We start from the raw sequence: 19,999 nt of genomic DNA, 5'->3' as shown, positions 1-19,999 counted from the left end.
TCAATACTTCTCTCTAGCAGTTCTTATAACATCTCTAGTAAACGATTTTTCACTACTTCACGCATTGATTCTTCACGACATAAAATCATGATTGTATCATCTCCACAGATTGTACCTAAAATTTCCGTCCAATCTAAGTGATCTAATAATGAGCCAATCGCATGTGCGTTGCCTGGTAATGTCTTCATAACGAGGAAATGACTTGCCCCATCAATCGATACAAAAGCATCTGCTAGCGCACGATGTAGTTTTTGTACAGGATTAAAACGTTGGTCTGCTGGTAAGCTATATTTATAACGTCCATCTTGTAATGGTACTTTGATTAGATGTAATTCTTTAATGTCACGTGAGATTGTTGCTTGTGTCACGTTATAGCCTGCTTCTTTTAATAAGTCGACTAGTTCATCTTGTGTCTCAATTTCTCGATTCGCAATCATATCACGAATACGAATATGTCTTTGACTTTTATTCATATCATTCACCTCTATGCATATTTATGCCTGTCAACCTAAAGTTATCATCTATTCAATGAAATAACAAGAAAAAACGAATCTTTTATCTATTTTCTTCTTCTTTTATTTAGGCATTTATTCATGGAAAAACACCTTCAAAGAACCTTCTGATTCTCTGAAAGTGTTTTTCGATTTTTAGCTACTTTATTTTAATTGTGCATGTGCTTCTTTTACAACTGCTTGTAAATCACACGAACGTTCTAATTCTTCAGTAGTATGCGGATTGTAAAGATGGAATAAGAATTCGATATTTCCTTCTCCACCTGTAATTGGTGAATAAGAAGCATCTTTTAAAACAAACCCTAATTCCTCTGCGAAATCCGCTACTTTTTCAAGTACTTCTAAATGAATTTTCGCATCGCGTACGACACCTTTTTTACCGACATTTTCTTTACCTGCTTCGAATTGTGGTTTAACAAGGGCCATCACATCGCCACCAGGCATCAATAATGTTTTTAATACAGGTAAAATTAGTTCGAGTGAGATGAATGATACATCGATTGTTGCCACTTCTGGTAAACCCTCGACTAAATCAGGTGCAGTTACGTAACGGAAATTGGTTTTCTCCATTACCGTAACGCGTTCATCTGAACGAATCTTCCAAGCGAGTTGATTTGAACCAACATCTAAAGCGTAACAATGACGCGCGCCGTTCTGTAACGCACAATCTGTAAAACCACCTGTTGAAGAACCGATATCTAGCATCAGTTTTCCTTCCACCGTAAAGTCGAAAATCTCAAGTGCTTTTTCTAACTTTAGACCACCACGACTGACATATTTCAGTTGTTGACCTTTAATTGTTAAATCTTGGTCTGCTGGTATTTTCTCTCCTGCTTTATCGACGCGAACTTCTTTAGAGAAAACTTGTCCCGCCATAATTAAACGTTTTGCTTTTTCACGTGTTTCACACATACCGCGTTGAACGAGTAAAATATCTACGCGCTCTTTTTGTACTTTGTCTGCCATTATGATTTTAGACCTTCTTGTTCTCTTTTTTGATGTACGAGCTTTGTAATGCGTTTTTCAGCTTCTTCTGCTGTTAAATGAATGTCGCGCATTAATAAATCAACGCTTCCATGTTCGATGAATTCATCTGGAATACCCATACGTTCTGTTTGATTTGTGTCATAGCCATGATCATTCGCAAACTCTAATACAGCACTACCAAATCCACCTTGTAGCATCGATTCCTCAATTGTTAAAACAGGGCGACCTGTTTGATAAATGCGATGTAGCATTTCCTCGTCCATTGGTTTAATGAAGCGAGCATTGACAATTTCAACTGAAATACCTTGTTCGGCTAATTTTTCTGCTGCTTCTTCTGCCATCGGAATCGTCGTACCAAATGTTAGAATCGTTGCATCCGTTCCTACTTTTAATACTTCCCAGCTACCGATTGGTAATGTTTTTAATTCTTCATCCATTGGAACGCCTAAACCATTACCACGTGGATAGCGTAAGCAAATTGGCCCCTCATCATATGCTAAAGCTGTTTGCACCATATGTTGGCCTTCATTTTCATCTTTCGGCATCATAATGACTATGTTTGGCATTGAGCGAAGGAAATTAATGTCGAATACACCTTGATGTGTTTCGCCATCTGCTCCTACTAAGCCTGAACGGTCAATTCCAACGAATACATTTAAGTTTTGACGACAAATATCATGTAACATTTGATCGTATGCACGTTGTAAAAATGTCGAGTAAATTGATAAGAACGGTTTTGAACCTTCTGCTGCCATCCCTGCTGCCATCGTTGTTGCATGTTGCTCTGCAATACCAACATCAAAGAAGCGTTTCGGGAATTCCTTAGCAAATCCTTCTAATTTCGAACCAACTGGCATCGCAGGTGTAATTGTTACAACACGATCATCTTCGCGCGCAATACGTGTTACAGTATCTGCAATTAGTTTTGACCAACCTGGTGCTGTAACAGACGATTTAACAAAATCTCCTGTTTCCATTTTATAAGGACCCGTACCATGCCAATTTCCAATTTTATCGTTTTCCGCTGGTGAATAGCCCTTACCTTTTTTCGTAATCACATGAACGATTACAGGACCTTCAGTACGTTTCGCATTTAATAATGTTGACTCAAGTGCTTCAAAATCGTGACCGTCAATTGGTCCTAAGTAAGTAAAACCTAATTCTTCAAAGAACATGCCTGGTACAACTAAATATTTCAAACCATCTTTTACACGCTCTGCTGTTGAAGCTAAACGTCCACCCACTGCTGGAATACGCTTTAATAAACCTTCAAAATCATCTTTTGCACGATTATAAGGTGTCGCTGTACGCATACGAGACAACATATTGTGTAAAGCGCCTACATTCGGTGCAATGGACATTTCATTATCATTTAAAATAACGGTCATATTTGTTTTTTCATGTCCGATATGATTCAGTGCTTCAAGTGCCATTCCACCTGTTAATGCACCATCTCCAATAATCGGAACGACATGATTATGTTTTCCTTGAACATCACGTGCAGCTGCCATGCCCATCGCCGCTGATAGAGAAGTTGAACTATGACCAGTCTCCCATACATCATGCTCACTCTCATTGCGTTTTGGGAAACCACATAAACCTTTATATTGACGTAACGTATCGAATTGATCCGCACGACCTGTTAAAATTTTGTGCACATATGCTTGATGCCCAACATCAAATAAGAACTTATCTTGCGGGCTATTAAATACTCGATGTAGTGCAATTGTTAATTCAACTACACCTAGATTTGGTCCAATATGTCCACCTGTTACAGAACACTTTTCAACTAAAAATTTGCGAATATCAACTGCTAAATCTTGCAATTGTTTTTTATTCAAATTTTTCAGAAAGGATGGACTAGATATTGTGTTTAAATCCACCACCATCACACACCTTTACTTTTATCATTGATTTTACTCACACGACTTTTTTCACTATTATAACAGTCATTAAGTCGAACAGAAAGCATTTAAACTGATTACTTGTTACGATTTATAATATAGTCCGTTAAATCTGCTAAATATTTACTATTCGATGGTATTTTCTCTAAACATGCATGTGCTTTTGTCGCATGTTCTGCTAATTTTTCTTTAGCTCCGTCTAATGTTAAGAGTGCCGGATACGTACTTTTTTCACTCGCTACATCTTTCCCAGCTGTTTTTCCTAATTCTTCTGTTGTGCCCTCGATATCTAAAATATCATCTTTAATTTGGAATGCGAGTCCAATATGGTACGCATATTCGACAAATAAGTTGCGTTGCTCTTGTGTTGCACCTGCTAAAATCGCACCTGCTTCAATACTAAAACGTAAAATGGCGCCTGTTTTATTTTCATGAACACGTACTAATTCATCTAAAGTAAGTTGGCGTTTTTCACCTTCGATATCGAGTACTTGTCCGCCAACCATCCCCTCTGCTCCAGCCGTCTCACTTAGAAGGCGAATTAATTCTACTTTTTGTTCAGCTGACACATTTTCTAAGCGCGCTAAAATGCCAAATGGTAGTGTATTCAGTGCATCACCTGCTAAAATCGCTGCTGCTTCACCAAATACTTTGTGATTCGTCGGTTTACCACGTCTGAAGTCATCATTATCCATACTTGGTAAATCATCATGGATTAGCGAGTATGTATGAATCATTTCTACCGCTGCCCCTACTGTATACCCTGCTTTTGTTGGATTATTTAAATACTCCATTACTGCAATCACAAAAAGTGGTCTTACACGCTTCCCACCAGCTTTTAAAGAATATAACATCGCTTCTTTTAATGAAGTGGGTGCTGTTAAATCTTCTACAAATTCGTACATATGCGATTCAATGATTGGTAATTGTTCTTCCATAAATGTTTTTAGTGTACTTGTCATTATTTATTCCGCCTCTTTCTGTAAATTTAACTCCGTTTCATTTCCGTTTTGATCCATCATTTTCACCAATTGCTGTTCTGCTTTTTCAAGTTGTGTATGACAGCTTTGTGACAATTTCATCCCTTCTTGGTATAAAGAGATGGCATCTTCTAATGGAACATCGCCTTTTTCAAGTGAGCGAACAATTTCTTCTAATTGTTCAATCGATTCAGCGAATGATTGTTGTTTTTTTGTCATGTGGACTCCTCCTCTTTTTGAATGGACTGCACAATCGTTTGAACACGACCGTCTGTAAATTGAAGGTCTATTTTTTGTCCTTCCTCTAATGAATCTACCGATTTTACAACTTTTTGATCATCATAAGCAATTGCATATCCGCGTGTCATAATGGATAAAGGATTTAACATCTCAAGTGTATGAACAGCTGCCGTAAAACGTTGTCGTTCTTGCTGTAATTTTTGAGCGATTGCTCTCGTTAAGGCTTGTTGCATCGACTCAATACGCTTCTTTTCATATACAATCTCTTTTAAAGGATTATAAATTTGAAGTTTTTGTTCAAGATGTTGCCACTTATAACGTTGCTGCTCCATTGCTTGCACGGCTGCACGCTGCATACGATCATCTAATTGCGCCAATTGTTCAACAAAAGGACGATATAAGCGCTCAGGATATAGCATAGGGTATGCGGACTGCACACGTGTCAAACGAGCACGTTCATGCTTTAATTGTGCTTGTGTCTGTTGAATAAGACGTGTACGGAGTGATTCAACATGCTGTAGTAATTCGAAACGGTCTGGTACAGCCATCTTCGCTGCGCCTGTTGGTGTCGGTGCACGTAAATCCGCTACATAATCGGCAATCGTTGTATCTGTTTCATGCCCAACTGCACTAATAATAGGAATACGACTTTCAAAAATAGCTTGCGCGACCGCTTCCTCATTAAATGCCCACAAATCTTCAATCGAACCGCCACCTCGTCCAACAATGAGTGTGTCGATATTCCCTTGCTGATTCGCTAAAGCGATAGCTTGTGCAATATTATTCGCAGCTACTTTTCCCTGAACAGCAGTTGGAATAACTACTACCTCAGCAATTGGATAGTGTCTTTTTAGTGTGGACAAAATATCTCGAATCGCCGCACCTGTCTTTGCTGTAATAACCCCTATTCTTTTGGGGAACTTTGGAATCGACTGTTTAAATTCTGGTTTAAAATAACCACGTGCTGCCAACTCTTTTTTCAATTGTTCATATGCTACATGTAGACTCCCAACACCATCTGGTTGCATCTCTTTCGCGTACATTTGATAGCGTCCTGCCACTTCATAGACATTCACATCTCCACGAATCAGCACATTCATACCGTTTTCAGGTTTGAAAGCAAGTTGTTTCGCTTGCATCTTATACATGACACTTTGAATTTGTGCATGTTCATCTTTTAATGTGAAATAAATATGCCCTGAATTATGTAGTTTCACATTGGACAGTTCACCTTTTACATATACTTCACGTAAATGAGGATCTGCTTCAAATTTCCGCTTAATATATTTGGTCAATGCTTGCACAGATAAATAATGAATGACCATTAATTCATCTCCTCTAAGGATGTGTTTCCTCTACACATTTTTTGACGTTATGATTCGCCCATAAAAAAAACTGTTTTTCCGCAGAAAAACAGCTTTCTGTCTATTCTATTTTACCTTAATCAGCTTCATTTGTCTTATGCTAGCTTTGTTTTTGCTGATTGAACTGTGTTATACATCAACATTGTGATTGTCATTGGACCAACGCCGCCTGGAACAGGAGTAATTGCAGATGTTTTTTCAACAACTGAATCAAAATCAACATCTCCGCATAGGTGATTATTTTCATCGCGATTCATACCGACATCAATAACCGCTGCACCTTCTTTAATGTAATCGGCTGTAATCATTTTCGCACGTCCGATTGCTACAACTAAAATATCTGCTTGCTTTGTCATTTCTTGAAGATTTTTTGTTTTCGAGTGACAATATGTCACTGTTGCATCATGTTGTAATAGTAGTTGCCCCATTGGTACGCCAACAATATGACTACGCCCAATAACTACTGCATGTTTACCAGCAACTTCAATATTTGAATATTCGAGTAACTTCATAATACCATGTGGTGTACATGGTAAAAATGTTTCTTGTCCTAGAAGCATTTTCCCAACACTATTTGGGTGGAAACCATCTACATCTTTTAATGGAGAAATGGTTTCAATTACTTTTTGTTCATTGATTTGTTTTGGTAATGGCAGCTGGACTAGAATACCATCAATCTCAGATGCTTCATTTAATTGTTTGATTTGCGTTAGTAAATCTTCTTCTGTTGTATCTTCTGGTAATTTAATAAGCTTGGAATAAATTCCTAATTCTTTACAAGCCTTTTCTTTGTTTGCTACATATGTATGTGACGCAGGATCCTCACCTACTAGAATCACTGCTAATCCTGGTGTAATTCCTTTTGCAATTAAATCTTGTACTTCTTTTTGAATACCTGTACGAATTGTGTTACTGATTTCTTTTCCGTTAATTAGTTGACTTGACATTTTCTACACTCCCGAATTCAGCTTTGATGCGTCAACAGGGTGTTAGGAAGAGAAAATCCCTTCCGTCTGTCCTATTAACGATCTAGTATTTTGATAATACGCCGTTTACGAATTTACCTGACTTCTCATCACCAAAGACTTTTGAAATCTCAACTGCTTCATTGATGACAACATTGTTCGGTGTTTCTGGCATATACATTAATTCAAAAGCTGCTAGACGTAAAATTGTTCGTTCAATTTTCGCTAAGCGGCTTAATGACCAATTTTCTAATTTACTTTCTAATGATGCATCAATTTCTTCTAAGTGATTCTGTGTACCGTATACTAATTCTTCAAAGAATGCCGATGATTTTTCTTCTGCAAGTGTATGCTCAATTGCATCCTCTACAGTTAATTCAGTATTCTCTAGTTGAAAAAGTGTTTGTAACGCTTTTTCACGCGCTTCACGTCGCTTCATTCTTAATAACTCCTTTTAAATAGCTGTCTTATTTCACTTGTTAGCTATAACAATTATTTTCATATGAAGTTTATTTTATCACACTTTCCCTTGTCATCATACGCTTTACGACAAGTTTTAAAAAATCTGTCTTTTTCGTGCGAACAAAAATATAAGCGAACGTTTACAATACACAGTATATAAAACGTTCGCTTTTATGTCAAACGAAAAAATAAAGCGTTTTGAGGAAAAAACCTCAAAACGCTTATTTACAGGGCTTTATTCAACTTTTGAATTTGTAGCCTGATCAAACTGAATCCCCGTAACATGAACATTCACTTCTTTCGTTTGAAGCTCCGTCATGTTTTCAATCGATTCACGAATTTGACGCTGTACTTCTCTGGCAACATGCGCAACGGATGCACCATATTGCACAAAACAATATACATCGACGATTAAACCGTCTTCTATCCATTCTGTTTTGATCCCTTTGCCATGAACTTTTTTGCCGAATTTTTCTACAACGCCCGATGCAAAAGAACCTCTCGTTCCCGAAACGCCTTCCACTTCATTCGTCGCAATTCCTGCAATCACTTCAATTACTTCAGGTGCTACTTCAATCTTTCCAAGCGCCTCTTTTCCTTGCGGTGTCGGTTGTTGTAAAGATTGAATGTTTTGTTCTGTCATTGAATTTGCCCCTCTCATTTATTAAGAATTAATAACGTCGTTTTCTTCTAGGAATTTCGTATTGAATTTACCTGATTTGAAAACTTCATTACTCATTAATTTTTCATGGAAAGGAATTGTCGTATGGATACCAGGACCCTCAACAACAAACTCACCTAATGCACGCTTCATTTTTGCAATCGCTTCTTCACGCGTATCTGCATGAACAATCAATTTTGCAACCATTGAATCGTAATATGGTGGAATTGAATAGCCTGGGTACATAGCAGAATCAATACGAACACCAATACCACCTGGTGCTACATACGTATCTACTTTACCTGCTGAAGGCATGAAGTTTTTGTAAGGGTTCTCTGCGTTAATACGACATTCAATTGCCCATCCATTTAATTTCACGTCTTCTTGTTTATAAGCTAATTCTTCACCAGATGCAACTTTTAACTGTTGCGCAACTAGGTCGATTCCTGTAATTGCTTCTGTTACAGGATGTTCTACTTGGATACGTGTATTCATCTCCATGAAGTAGAATTTATCTTCACGGTAGTCATAAATAAATTCACAAGTACCCGCACCACGATATGAACATGCTTGCGCTGCTTTAACTGCTGCTGCACCCATTTCCGCACGACGTTCTTCCGAAAGTGCTGGAGATGGCGCTTCTTCAACTAGTTTTTGCATACGACGTTGCACTGTACAATCACGCTCACCTAAATGGATTACGTTACCGTAGTTATCAGCTAATACTTGAATTTCACAGTGACGGAAGTATTCAATGAACTTCTCAAGGTATACACCTGGATTACCAAATGCAGCAGCTGCTTCATTTTGTGTAATCTCGATTCCTTTTACAAGATCTTCTTCCGTACGTGCAACACGAATCCCTTTACCGCCACCACCGGCAGTAGCTTTAATAATAACAGGGTATCCAATTTCTGCAGCCCATTTTTTACCTGTTTCGATATCAGGAACAATTCCTGTACCTGGAACAAGTGGCACCCCTGCTGCTTCCATTGTATCACGCGCTACGTCTTTAATACCCATTACTTTAATTGCATCTGAAGTTGGTCCAATAAATGTAATACCTGCATCTTCACAAGCTTCTGCGAAGGCAGCATTTTCAGCTAAGAAACCATATCCAGGGTGAATTCCATCACAACCTGTTTTTTCTGCTACCGCTAAAATACGGTCAATTTTTAAGTAACTATCTGCAGAAAACTTCGGTCCGATACAATATGCTTCGTCTGCTAATTGAACATGTAATGCTTCAGCATCTGCTTCTGAGTAAACAGCCACAGATTGAATATCTAATTCTTTACAAGCACGAATGATACGTACTGCAATCTCACCACGGTTTGCAATTAGTACTTTTTTCATTAGTAGGACCCCCCTTACGCTTCTTTAACTAGGAATAGAGGTTGGCCGTATTCCACTAATTCACCATTCTCAACAAGAATCTCAACGATTTCACCAGTTACTTCTGCTTCGATTTCGTTGAATAATTTCATTGCTTCAACGATACAAACGATTGACTCTTCGCCCACTTGATCGCCTACTTTTACGAACGCAGGTGATTCTGGGTTTGGAGCAGAGTAGAATGTACCAACCATTGGAGAAGTGATTTTATGTAGATTTGCATCTGCCACAACTTCTTTTTTCTCAGCTTTTGGTGCTTCTGGAGCTTTTGGTGCTTCTACTGCTGGTGCAGGAGCTGCTGCTTTTGGTGCTTCTACTACTGGTGCAGCTTGAACTGCTACAGGAGCTTGCGCTACAACCGTTTGACCGTTGTGCTTTTTAAGTTTTAATTTTGTGTCATCTTGCTCGAATACAAATTCATCCACTGAAGATGAATCCACCAATTTAATAATCTCACGAATTTCTTGAATTTTTAACATACTTTAACTCCCCTTACTTGTGTGTATTATAATACACATATTATTTTATCGCTTTTTTCAAACTTTTGAAACATTTTATTGAAAAATAGCAATTTCTATATTTATAGTAGATAAATTCCGTTTGAAATACAATCTTTTTTTTACGAATTAAGTAAAAGTTTGAAGCGTTAACCATAAATAAAATACTGTAAACGATTACACTATTTAGACATTTAGAGTGAACATCTTCTGTACTAGCACAGCTAAAGCACTTAGTAATTACGACTCATGTTATTAGTAGGTACTAAATTATTTTAAAAGAAAAACCTCTCTCGAAAAGAGAGGTTAATCCTTATGATTATGCACGTGAAACGTATGAACCATCTTCTGTGTTGATAATTAATTTATCGCCTTCGTTTACAAAGAATGGTACGTTTACAACAAGACCTGTTTGCATTGTTGCTGGTTTTGAACCACCTGTTGCTGTATCACCTTTGATTCCTGGTTCAGTAGCAGTTACTTCAAGTACAACAGTGTTCGGTAAAGATACACCTAATACTTCGCCTTCGAATGATACAATTTGTACTTCCATGTTTTCAAGGATGTACTTTAATTCATACTCTAATTGAGATTCTGGTAGTTCGATTTGTTCATATGTTTCCATATCCATGAATGCGTGTTGATCACCAGATGCATATAAATATTGCATTTTACGGTTATCGATTTGTGCTTTTTCTACTTTTTCACCTGCACGGAATGTTTTTTCAGTTACGTTACCATTACGTAAGTTACGTAATTTTGAACGCACGAATGCAGCACCCTTACCTGGTTTTACGTGTTGGAACTCGATTACGCGGTAAAGGTTACCGTCTACCTGGATTGTTAATCCTGTTTTAAAATCGTTTACTGAAATCATGTTTCTTTTCCTCCAAATACTAATTTATAAAATAATTAACTCTTTAGGCGCATGCGTCAATACGTCATTCCCATCTGCTGTAATAAGCAAATCATCTTCAATGCGTACGCCGCCAATACCTGGTAAATAGATTCCTGGTTCACAAGTTACAGTCATCCCAGCCTCTAATCGATGATTGGAGCGATGAGATAAACCTGGTCCTTCATGTACCTCTAAACCTATTCCATGACCTGTAGAGTGACCAAATGCTTCTCCATAGCCATGCGAACGAATCACATCGCGTACAACCGCATCTGCTTCCACACCCGTCATTCCCGGCTTAAAGGTTTTGACACCCACCAACTGGGCTTCTAAAACAATTTCGTAAATCTCTTTTAATTGTTGCGATGGCTGGCCGACTGCTACTGTACGTGTTGTATCCGACACATACCCATTATATAACGCACCATAGTCTAAAGTGACAAAGTCGCCCTTCTCAATTATTTTATCAGTTGCTACGCCATGTGGCAATGCCGAGCGAACACCTGATGCAACAATCGTATCGAATGAAGAAGAGGTTGCTCCTGATTTACGCATAAAGAACTCCAATTCATTCGCGATTTCAAGCTCAGTTACGCCCGGACGAATTTGCGGTAGAATATGCTCAAATGCTGCATCTACAATGTCACAAGCGACTTTTATTATTCTAATTTCTTCAGGCGTCTTAATCAAGCGGATTTTTTCGATCACATCTGCAAGACCTACTAAATTCTTCGTAATAAATTTCTCGTATAATAAAAACTGTGCATACGTAATATGTTCTTTTTCAAAACCAAGTGTTTGAATGTTTAAATTACGTACATATGACGCTATTTCTTCTACTAAAGTTGCTTTGTGTTGGACAGCATGAAAATCGGTGACTTCTCTTTCTGCTTGCTCAATGTACCGAAAATCCGTAATAAACAGCGCCTCACTCTTTGTTACGAGCGCAATACCTGTCGAACCTGTAAAGCCTGTCATATAGCGTACATTATATGGATTCGTAATTAAAAAGCCATCTACTTTTTGTGAAGCGATTAATGCGCGCAACTTTTCTAAACGATTCATTTATTTTTGCCCCTTTTGTTTCGATAAGAACGTGCGTAGTGCCGCTTCATATCCGTATAAGCCTAGACCACTAATTTGCCCTACACAAACAGGCGCTAAATAGGAGTGATGACGAAACGATTCTCTCTGATGAATATTTGAAATATGCACTTCAATCACAGGTACTTCTACACCTGCAATGGCGTCACGAAGCGCAACACTTGTATGTGTATAAGCACCTGGATTAAAAATAATACCGTCTACTTCGCCGTCCTCTGCTTCATAAATCCAATCAATTAACTCACCTTCATGATTCGATTGCTTTAATTCAATTGTCGCTCCTTTAGCTACTGCTACTTCTGATAAACTTAACTCAAGATCCGCAAGTGTCTCATATCCGTAAATTGCTGGTTCACGTTTACCAAGACGATTTAGATTTGGACCATTTAAACATAGGTAATGCATGAAAAATCTCCCCTTTTTTCCTAATTGATTGTATTCATTCTATCATATATTTCGTAAGTCGTAGGTTTTTCAACGATGTAAAGGATTTTTCTAGAGTTTATCATCATTTTTTAGTACAATTGAAGAAGTTTTAATCTTATACATAGAGAGCGGTGTGAAATTGAATCAAGAAAAAAATACAACTGTATATGGTGGTCAAGCGCTCGTTGAAGGTGTCATGATGGGTGGTGGACAACATACGGTTTCTGCAATTCGTCGAAACGATGGTTCGATTGATTACTATTACGCTAAGCGCGTAAAAAATCCAACGTATCAAAAAATGAAGAAAATCCCTTTTGTTAGAGGCATTGTTGCACTGATTGAATCAGCTGCAAACGGATCGAAACATTTACAGTTTGCGAGCGATCGATATGATGTGACACCAGGGGAAGAATTGTCAAAAGAAGAAAAAGAAAAGAACATGTCGAAGTTACAGCTTTGGCTCGGTGTAGCAGCGATTGGTATTCTTTCTTTCTTATTCGGAAAATTTATTTTCACACTTATTCCAATTTTTCTAGCAAATAGTTTAAAAAGTATTTTTCCTAGTGACACAGCACAAATTCTAGTAGAGAGTGGCTTTAAACTCATTCTACTTGTATCCTATATTTATCTCGTATCACTAACACCGATTATTAAGCGGGTTTTCCAATATCATGGCTCTGAACATAAGGTCATTAATTGTTATGAAAACGGCCTAGAACTAACCGTTGAAAATGTACAAAAGCAATCTCGCTTACATTATCGCTGTGGCTCAAGTTTTATGCTGTTTACTGTATTTGTCGCGATGGTTCTTTATTTCTTTGTACCAACGGATCCACTTTGGTTACGATTAGTAGACCGCATTTTATTAATACCTGTCGTACTTGGTATCTCTTTTGAAGTATTACAAGCGACAAATGCTTGCCGTGATATTCCTATACTACGCTTTTTAGGATATCCAGGTTTATGGTTACAACTTTTAACAACAAAAGAACCACAAGATGATCAAGTAGAAGTAGCAATTGCTTCATTTAAAAAATTAAAAAAAGTAGAGCAAAATCCTGAAATCATCCAAACAATGAATCAAGATTCGAATTAATTAAAATGAGGTGTTTATTATGAGGAAACTCGGCTTTAATATGCTTTTTTTCTGCGTTATTGCTCTTGTGCTTTATATGATGGATGTCGTAAGTGGAAAAATCATTTTATACGTGCTAGTACCTATTCTACTTCTGTTCATGTTAGTGACCGCACTCCAAACATATAAAGTCTATAAAAGATTACTTGAAGAACTAAAGCAATCACGCTAAATCAATTAAACACCTTAGACGAATCAACAAAAAAGGTCGTAACGTACGTGTATCAAACACGCCATGTTACGACCTTTGTAGTTAGCTCTATTTTTTCATGCGACGTAGCATATATGTAATCCCATACCCTGCACCGAATAAAGCAAAGTAATACACACCATAAATCGTATTATTTCCACCAATGACAACGAAGAAAATAATAATGAATGCAATCAATGAAATCCCGATTGCTGGAATCACTGAATAGTGATGAATCGCACAAGATACACCTTGTATAATAAATGTAATCGGATACACAATAATCAATGATAAACTAAAAATCGCTAGGTTTTCTTTATCTGTACCGAATGCACCAAACATCGTTAAGGCACTAATTGAAAACATCGCAAAGGCAGGCAAGAAATAAGCTGCCAACTTGTTCAAATTCAACTTTATTCACTCCTTTATTTCTACGTTTTTTATCATACCATAATCTATTTCATGAGAAGAATAATTGCTGTAAAAAAAGCGTATGATTTATAGAAAAAAATCGCGCTATACAGCACGATTTTCTCCTTCTATATTAATATTTATCGTTCCATTCAGTTGAACGGTATTTTGTTTCGGCTAATTGTTCTACAAATTGCTGCTGTTCGGCTGTTAATTCGTATGGTACTAACTCAATATCAAGCGCTTCTTGGAATCCATTATAGAATGCTTCGATACACTCTTGAACTGTTACAGTTCGATTGGCTAAACTATTAATACTTACGGCTTTTTCAGGTAATTTATGACGCATACGTTCACGCGCTTCATCACTTTTAAATTTAAAAACAGATAGTAATTTTTCTGCATCTAAATCGATTAAAATGGCACCATGTTGTAAAATAACACCTTCTTGACGTGTTTGCGCGCTACCTGCTACTTTTTTTCCTTCTACGACTAACTCATACCAACTCGGTGCATCAAAACATACGGCACTTTTCGGTTTTGCGAGCGCTTCTTTTTGCTCATTGGTTTCAGGTATTGAGAAATAAGCATCTAAACCGAGATTTTGGAAACCTTTTAATAGGCCTTCACTCAGTACACGATATGCTTCGGTTACCGTCTTTGGCATATTTGGATAGTTTTCAGATACGATGATACTATATGTAAGCTCATGTTCATGTAAAACGGCACGTCCCCCTGTTGGTCGACGAACAAATCCTAAATTCAACTTCTCTAATTGATCGAAGTCAATATCTCTCTTTGCTTTTTGGAAATAGCCAACAGATAATGTCGCTGGGTTCCATTCATAAAAACGAATCATCGGCGGTAACTTTTCTTCAGCATGCCAATGTAATAACGCCTCGTCTAAAGCCATATTATATGCAGGATCACATGGTCCTGAATTGATGAAATACCATTGTTTTGTCACTTATATCTCTCCCTTCCAATCTTAGCCTACTCATTTTATCAAACAATTAAGGTAATTACTATACAATTCCTCTTTTACCACGGAACATCATAGACGAATTTGATTCATTCTCTTATAATAGTATTGTAGAAAGAAAGGGGAATTTACTCGTGAGCTGGTTATACAGTATTATCATTATTTTAGTCGTGCTTGTTGCGTTCATTTTGATTAATGGTTTCCGTTCAAAAAGAGCTGTAACAACACTATCTGAAGAAGATTTCAAGGCGGGATACCGCAAAGCGCAACTAATTGATGTGCGTGAGAAAAAAGAATTTGAAGATGGTCATATTTTAGGTGCGCGTAATCTACCATCTACACAACTTCGTACACGCTACAAAGAATTGCGTCAAGACATTCCAATTTACTTGTACTGTGACAATGCAGGTCGTAGTGCACGTGCAGCACTTTTCTTAAAAGGTAAAGGATACAAAAACCTTTATCAACTTGAAGGCGGCTTCAAAAAATGGTCTGGTAAAGTAAAATATTCACGTAAATAATGTATAAAGAGATTTTGGCAAAATTGTCAAAGTCTCTTTTTTGATTTACTTTTAACTTTTATGTTAAAATATTGATGTATTTCTTTTATTAGGAGGAGTTTGTGATTTATTCTTATTTATATCCATTTACTGAAGATGTTTCAAAAGAGTTACCGAACTATGCAGAATATGCTTCGTTCTTTAAACGTATTACACATATTTTAAATGAGCGCATTGAAACAACATGGCGACCATTAAAATTAGTTTTAAATAATTCTCAGTTCGATCAACATATTATCGAATTAATGCATAAAGACTTACTAAAATTCGAAGTTCTTACCTATTTATATGAAGCAGAACCAACCTATAATTTAGAACCATTATCGTGGTTACAACAAGATGATGCACTGCATGAATTTATTACATTTGATAATAAACTCATTTATTATCCTAATTATGAAGTAGCCATTGCACCAGCAACACTATTTTGTGAGGACTCATGGCGAGAAGAAGAAATCTGTTACTTCGCTCCGTCTTCTGAACATATGAAGAAGTTCATTGATGGCGTGAATAAACAATTGCGTAATGTGCTTATGTCTCAAGTATCATATTTAGTCGATACAGACGATGGTTTACGCCGTAGTAATTTAGGCGAATATGGTGATATTTCACGCGAAGATGTATTTTTAGATGAGCAATTAAAGCGTAATATTTTCCGTTCAATTGATGAATTCTTTAAAGATGACGGACAGTTTTATAAGCACTACAACATTCCATATAAACGTGGTATTTTATTATATGGTTCACCAGGTAATGGGAAAACAACACTTGTAAAGTCAATTACTGGTTCTGTCGATGCACCTGTTGTTTATTGGCAGATTACGGAGCATACAGACAGTGAATCGATTCAAGAAGTTTTCCGTTTAGTTAGCTCACTGTCTCCTGCAATTCTTGTCATTGAAGATATTGAATCAATGCCTGAATATGCACGCTCTGTCTTTTTAAATGCACTAGATGGAGCACAGTCGCGTCATGGTGTATTCGTCATTGGGACAACAAATTATCCTGAACGCATTGATCCAGCTCTCATCAATCGTGCTGGACGTTTTGACCGAGCTTACGAAATTAAAAACCCAAATAAAGAGATGCGCCTGCATTATTTACAAAAACTTGATCAACAGCATATCTTCACAGAGGAGCAACTTGAACATGCTGCAAAATTATCGAAAAAATTATCGATGTCTCAATTGAATGAATTCTATATTTCTGTAGCACTTAACTGGCACTATGACCAAGAGTTGAACTACGAAGAAGTCATTACAGACCTTCAAAAACAACGTAAAAATACGGAACGAAATGAATGGGAAGAAGACGAACATACAATCGGATTTTAATCTATACAAAAACTGCTGAATGATGCATTAAGCCATTCAGCAGTTTTTTTAAATTAGTGGATTTTCACGTGCTTCTTCAATAATACTCGTAGCAAGATGAATGCCATTTTTTAATGCTTCTGTTGAACCTGCGGGATGACTTGTGTCCACTAATGTAAAGTATAATCCTTTAATTTCATCACTTTTAACAGGTGGACGAATGTAGGCAGCCGCGAACGTTTTCGAAATAGCTCCATGTATGCCACCTTTCGTTGAATTGAATCGATTTTTTAAATCTTTGGATGTCCAGACTTTTTCTTCTACAATCGATTCTTCTAAGTCAAAACCATATTTTTTTAATTCGCTCACTAAATGATGCCGGTAAGAAGCAATGCTCGCTCGATAAGAAGTCGAGTATAAATCATTTGTTGGAATTGACACCATCAGCACTAAACAATCACCCGATTTAAAACGCTCAGGTTCTTGAAAAGCAGGATTATAAATATAAATGGTCGGATTTTCAGCAAATTCTCCATTTAAAATTTGTTCTACTTCTCTTTCCACATCGCTTGAAAATAAAACAGTATGTGTTTTTAAGTTCGTATAGCGATCTAATCCAAGTAGTAAAACAAATTGAGATAAATTACTTTCTCCTGTTACAATGAATTTTTCTCTTTCATTCACAACTGTAAAATCGGATAAGAGCGTATCGCTATTTAATAGTTGCGCACTACTAATTAATACATAGTCTGATTCAATACTCAGATTTTCGTTAATTTGGATACCTTCTACTTGATTATTTTTCAAATGTATTTTTGTAATTTCTTTTTCGGTATAAATTTTAACTCCTAATTCGATAGCTAGCTTTTTTAATGCACAAGGTACCTCCCTTGTTCCACCCTTCACATAAAAGACATCTGCCGTTAGTATGGGATATAGAAAAGCAGCAAAAAATGCAGGTGTAGACCTCGCTAACATTTCACCACGATTTGCGTATTTCGCAAGTAATTGAATAATTTGTTCATTCTCAAAATATTTACGTAAAAAGTGGTCCAAACTTTGAAAAGGACGTAATTTTAAAATCAAATTACGAATAGGAATCTTTACTAATTTTGACCAATTTGTAATTTGTAAATTCATTGATAATTCATTCACTTCAAAATATAGTCGTTTTATTTCTGCTAAAAAATCGTGATAGTTTTCAGCACCTGTAGCATCTACTTTTTTTAATTGTTCAATCATTTCTTCCACATTTGTAGAAAGGCAAAAATTATCGCCATTTTCAAAATAGACATGTGTATGATGTGTTAAAATTTCCAAATCAAGATAATTTTCTATATTTTTTCCTGCCATTAGAAAGATACTTTCAAGTAATTCTGGAATCGTAAAAAAAGTTGGGCCAAACTCAAAAAGATGATCTTCAAACTGTAATGCTGTAAAATTCCCACCTACTTTTTTACTTTTTTCATAGATGGTAACCTCGAAACCTTCTTTCGCAAGTAGAATGGACGCTGTTAGTCCACTTAACCCCGCACCAATAATCGATACTTTTTTCATATCAGCTGCCCTCCTCTACTTTTGTTTTTGAAACGACGATAATGCTCATCATGATAAAAAAAGCAACAACACCGGTTTCCCAAAGACCTACGCGTAAAGCGATGATGATTGGTATACTCATAATCGAAACAAAAACTCCAATCATATAATTCTGCAATGTGATCGAATACTTAACAAGCCAAATCATTTCTAAAAATAATAAGATGATATAATAAATAATTGAAAACCCAATAATAATAAAGTACCCACTTAATTGAATTTCAAAATGATAGTATGAAAAATCACCTATATAATAGCGATTAAACAATGCAAAAATTGGAATGATAAAAAAATGTATAACAATAATGATAAAAAAGCTAAAAACCGTGCGCATAGCGAGAGGCATTTGATATGTAAAAGCTTGTATGATTGCAATACTCACAAGCCATAAACTAGCAATTGCCATGTATAATAAGTGTTCATATGCACCACCACTTTTGATGAAAGGAAGAAGGCTTCCGTAAGACATAATACTATATACTGAAATCCATACAAATAAAGCATATAACAGTCCCTTTTTAACACCAAATAATGTACTAAAGTAAAGTGTTGCGATGATGGCTGCATATAATAACATTAATAATAACATCCACCAGTCTCTTTTAGAAAGAATTGGAAGCATAATGAGCAGTAGAACGATTAAATTTACAATATAAAAAATAATAAATACATTCTTTTTCATTATGCTTCTCTCCTTTTAAGTTAAACGAACAAACTGACTCGCTAGTGGATTCCAAATAGAATACGTTTCAGTCCCTTGATCACGACTTAATAAACAGACTTCTTGAACAGATAATACTTTATTCGTTGTATTCATTTCGTAAACAACATCTTCAATTTGAATCGCTTCATACTGACTGCTTAATGATTCTCCTGTTACTTTTGTATAAAATGATTGAATACATCCTTTTTCCAAAAACGAATGAGAGAAATCCATTTTTTGTTGTTTACTTACAGCTGGATGAATCAAGTGCTCACGAGGTAAGAATTGATTGACTTCTTCAATCCATTGATCTGTCACAGGTTCCCAATAACAAGTAAAGGTTTTGATATGGTGTTGTAAGGAAGCACAGCCATCAATTGCACTTTCTTTACCTAAATCTGTTAATTCATACTGTTCTTGATTTACGATGATTGCCCCGTCTGCTAGTAACAACGCAATATTTTCTCGTAAATCCTCCTCTTGAAAACCAAGCATATCTTGTAACAAATCTTCATTTAATGATGATAGCGCTAAAAAACGAAGAATTTGTTCGGCGAAAATCGAATACTTTTTTTTCGCTTGAAAATGAATTGTCACTTGATATGCATTAATCGGCAGTTCGTATGGTGTAATTTTTTGAATACTATATAAATCTGCCATTTGTTTTTCAGTTAATAATTCATACATCACGTCTAGTGTATATTTCATCTAGTT

Annotated in this window: 22 protein-coding genes; 3 read left to right on the top strand and 19 right to left on the bottom strand. The window is 36.5% G+C overall.

What is annotated here, in order from left to right:
* Nucleotides 1-23: 23 nt before the first annotated feature.
* The 14 genes from ahrC to aroQ form a co-directional block, all read right to left on the bottom strand.
* Complete coding sequence (gene ahrC / locus ASO14_RS06285) at nucleotides 24-473, bottom strand: transcriptional regulator AhrC/ArgR (RefSeq protein ID WP_068452987.1); 450 nt, start codon at nucleotides 471-473, stop codon at nucleotides 24-26.
* A gap of 183 nt (nucleotides 474-656) precedes the next feature.
* Nucleotides 657-1,478, bottom strand: a complete 822-nt coding sequence (locus ASO14_RS06280; protein WP_068452984.1) for a TlyA family RNA methyltransferase — start codon at nucleotides 1,476-1,478, stop codon at nucleotides 657-659.
* Nucleotides 1,478-3,382: a 1-deoxy-D-xylulose-5-phosphate synthase gene (gene dxs / locus ASO14_RS06275; RefSeq protein WP_068457317.1), complete on the bottom strand. Its 1,905-nt coding sequence runs from the start codon at nucleotides 3,380-3,382 to the stop codon at nucleotides 1,478-1,480. Before dxs ends, ASO14_RS06280 begins: the two co-directional genes overlap by 1 nt.
* Nucleotides 3,383-3,480: 98 nt before the next feature.
* Nucleotides 3,481-4,365, bottom strand: coding sequence for a polyprenyl synthetase family protein (locus ASO14_RS06270; RefSeq protein ID WP_068452982.1), 885 nt, complete (start codon nucleotides 4,363-4,365; stop codon nucleotides 3,481-3,483).
* 3 nt (nucleotides 4,366-4,368) lie between these two features.
* Nucleotides 4,369-4,602 (bottom strand): exodeoxyribonuclease VII small subunit, encoded by a 234-nt coding sequence (locus ASO14_RS06265; protein WP_068452980.1) that lies wholly within the window; start codon nucleotides 4,600-4,602, stop codon nucleotides 4,369-4,371.
* Nucleotides 4,599-5,948 carry an exodeoxyribonuclease VII large subunit gene (gene xseA / locus ASO14_RS06260; protein ID WP_068452978.1) on the bottom strand — a complete coding sequence of 450 codons (1,350 nt, stop codon included), beginning with the start codon at nucleotides 5,946-5,948 and terminating at the stop codon, nucleotides 4,599-4,601. The genes ASO14_RS06265 and xseA overlap by 4 nt, the downstream gene beginning before the upstream one ends.
* 134 nt (nucleotides 5,949-6,082) lie before the next feature.
* Nucleotides 6,083-6,934 (bottom strand): bifunctional methylenetetrahydrofolate dehydrogenase/methenyltetrahydrofolate cyclohydrolase FolD, encoded by an 852-nt coding sequence (folD, locus tag ASO14_RS06255; protein ID WP_068452975.1) that lies wholly within the window; start codon nucleotides 6,932-6,934, stop codon nucleotides 6,083-6,085.
* 82 nt (nucleotides 6,935-7,016) lie between these two features.
* Entirely contained in the window at nucleotides 7,017-7,391 is a 375-nt protein-coding gene (nusB, locus tag ASO14_RS06250) for a transcription antitermination factor NusB (protein ID WP_068452972.1), read from the bottom strand.
* Between the two features lie 258 nt (nucleotides 7,392-7,649).
* A complete protein-coding gene (locus ASO14_RS06245; RefSeq protein WP_068452969.1) occupies nucleotides 7,650-8,057 on the bottom strand; it encodes an Asp23/Gls24 family envelope stress response protein in 408 nt (135 codons plus the stop codon).
* Between the two features lie 21 nt (nucleotides 8,058-8,078).
* On the bottom strand, nucleotides 8,079-9,431 hold the full coding sequence (gene accC / locus ASO14_RS06240) for an acetyl-CoA carboxylase biotin carboxylase subunit (protein WP_068452967.1): 1,353 nt from the start codon (nucleotides 9,429-9,431) through the stop codon (nucleotides 8,079-8,081).
* 14 nt (nucleotides 9,432-9,445) lie between these two features.
* Nucleotides 9,446-9,949 carry an acetyl-CoA carboxylase biotin carboxyl carrier protein gene (accB, locus tag ASO14_RS06235; protein WP_068452965.1) on the bottom strand — a complete coding sequence of 168 codons (504 nt, stop codon included), beginning with the start codon at nucleotides 9,947-9,949 and terminating at the stop codon, nucleotides 9,446-9,448.
* Nucleotides 9,950-10,286: 337 nt separating this feature from the next.
* On the bottom strand, nucleotides 10,287-10,844 hold the full coding sequence (efp, locus tag ASO14_RS06230) for an elongation factor P (RefSeq protein ID WP_068452963.1): 558 nt from the start codon (nucleotides 10,842-10,844) through the stop codon (nucleotides 10,287-10,289).
* A 24-nt stretch (nucleotides 10,845-10,868) separates the two neighbouring features.
* Entirely contained in the window at nucleotides 10,869-11,930 is a 1,062-nt protein-coding gene (locus tag ASO14_RS06225) for a M24 family metallopeptidase (protein WP_068452958.1), read from the bottom strand.
* On the bottom strand, nucleotides 11,931-12,374 hold the full coding sequence (gene aroQ, locus ASO14_RS06220; protein WP_068452956.1) for a type II 3-dehydroquinate dehydratase: 444 nt from the start codon (nucleotides 12,372-12,374) through the stop codon (nucleotides 11,931-11,933).
* A gap of 217 nt (nucleotides 12,375-12,591) precedes the next feature.
* Here aroQ and ASO14_RS06215 point away from each other — a divergent pair, with 217 nt between their 5' ends.
* Entirely contained in the window at nucleotides 12,592-13,491 is a 900-nt protein-coding gene (locus ASO14_RS06215; RefSeq protein ID WP_068457316.1) for a DUF1385 domain-containing protein, read from the top strand.
* Nucleotides 13,492-13,789: 298 nt separating this feature from the next.
* On the opposite strand, the gene ASO14_RS06205 is transcribed toward ASO14_RS06215, so the two are convergent.
* A complete protein-coding gene (locus tag ASO14_RS06205; RefSeq protein ID WP_068452952.1) occupies nucleotides 13,790-14,131 on the bottom strand; it encodes a hypothetical protein in 342 nt (113 codons plus the stop codon).
* 133 nt (nucleotides 14,132-14,264) lie between these two features.
* Nucleotides 14,265-15,044, bottom strand: coding sequence for a lipoate--protein ligase family protein (locus tag ASO14_RS06200; RefSeq protein WP_082701556.1), 780 nt, complete (start codon nucleotides 15,042-15,044; stop codon nucleotides 14,265-14,267).
* A 203-nt stretch (nucleotides 15,045-15,247) separates the two neighbouring features.
* Here ASO14_RS06200 and ASO14_RS06195 point away from each other — a divergent pair, with 203 nt between their 5' ends.
* Both ASO14_RS06195 and ASO14_RS06190 read left to right on the top strand, forming a co-directional pair.
* Nucleotides 15,248-15,634 carry a rhodanese-like domain-containing protein gene (locus ASO14_RS06195; RefSeq protein WP_068452948.1) on the top strand — a complete coding sequence of 129 codons (387 nt, stop codon included), beginning with the start codon at nucleotides 15,248-15,250 and terminating at the stop codon, nucleotides 15,632-15,634.
* A 101-nt stretch (nucleotides 15,635-15,735) separates the two neighbouring features.
* The gene (locus tag ASO14_RS06190) at nucleotides 15,736-17,007 is read left to right on the top strand and encodes an AAA family ATPase (RefSeq protein ID WP_068452945.1); all 1,272 of its coding nucleotides are present in this window, start codon (nucleotides 15,736-15,738) and stop codon (nucleotides 17,005-17,007) included.
* Between the two features lie 48 nt (nucleotides 17,008-17,055).
* Here the strand turns inward: ASO14_RS06190 and ASO14_RS06185 are convergent, their stop codons facing one another.
* From ASO14_RS06185 to ASO14_RS06175, 3 genes are read right to left on the bottom strand one after another with little or no spacing between them, the layout of a single operon-like run.
* Nucleotides 17,056-18,543, bottom strand: coding sequence for a phytoene desaturase family protein (locus tag ASO14_RS06185; RefSeq protein WP_068452942.1), 1,488 nt, complete (start codon nucleotides 18,541-18,543; stop codon nucleotides 17,056-17,058).
* A gap of 1 nt (nucleotide 18,544) precedes the next feature.
* Complete coding sequence (locus ASO14_RS06180; protein ID WP_068452939.1) at nucleotides 18,545-19,264, bottom strand: hypothetical protein; 720 nt, start codon at nucleotides 19,262-19,264, stop codon at nucleotides 18,545-18,547.
* A 15-nt stretch (nucleotides 19,265-19,279) separates the two neighbouring features.
* The gene (locus ASO14_RS06175) at nucleotides 19,280-19,993 is read right to left on the bottom strand and encodes a hypothetical protein (RefSeq protein WP_068452936.1); all 714 of its coding nucleotides are present in this window, start codon (nucleotides 19,991-19,993) and stop codon (nucleotides 19,280-19,282) included.
* Nucleotides 19,994-19,999 lie beyond the last annotated feature (6 nt).

This window comes from Kurthia sp. 11kri321, from assembly GCF_001534765.1.
Classification (GTDB): Bacteria; Bacillota; Bacilli; order Bacillales_A; family Planococcaceae; genus Kurthia; species Kurthia gibsonii.
Note: the sequence above shows the minus strand (reverse complement) of the source record. Positions and strands in the feature narration are given on the sequence as shown.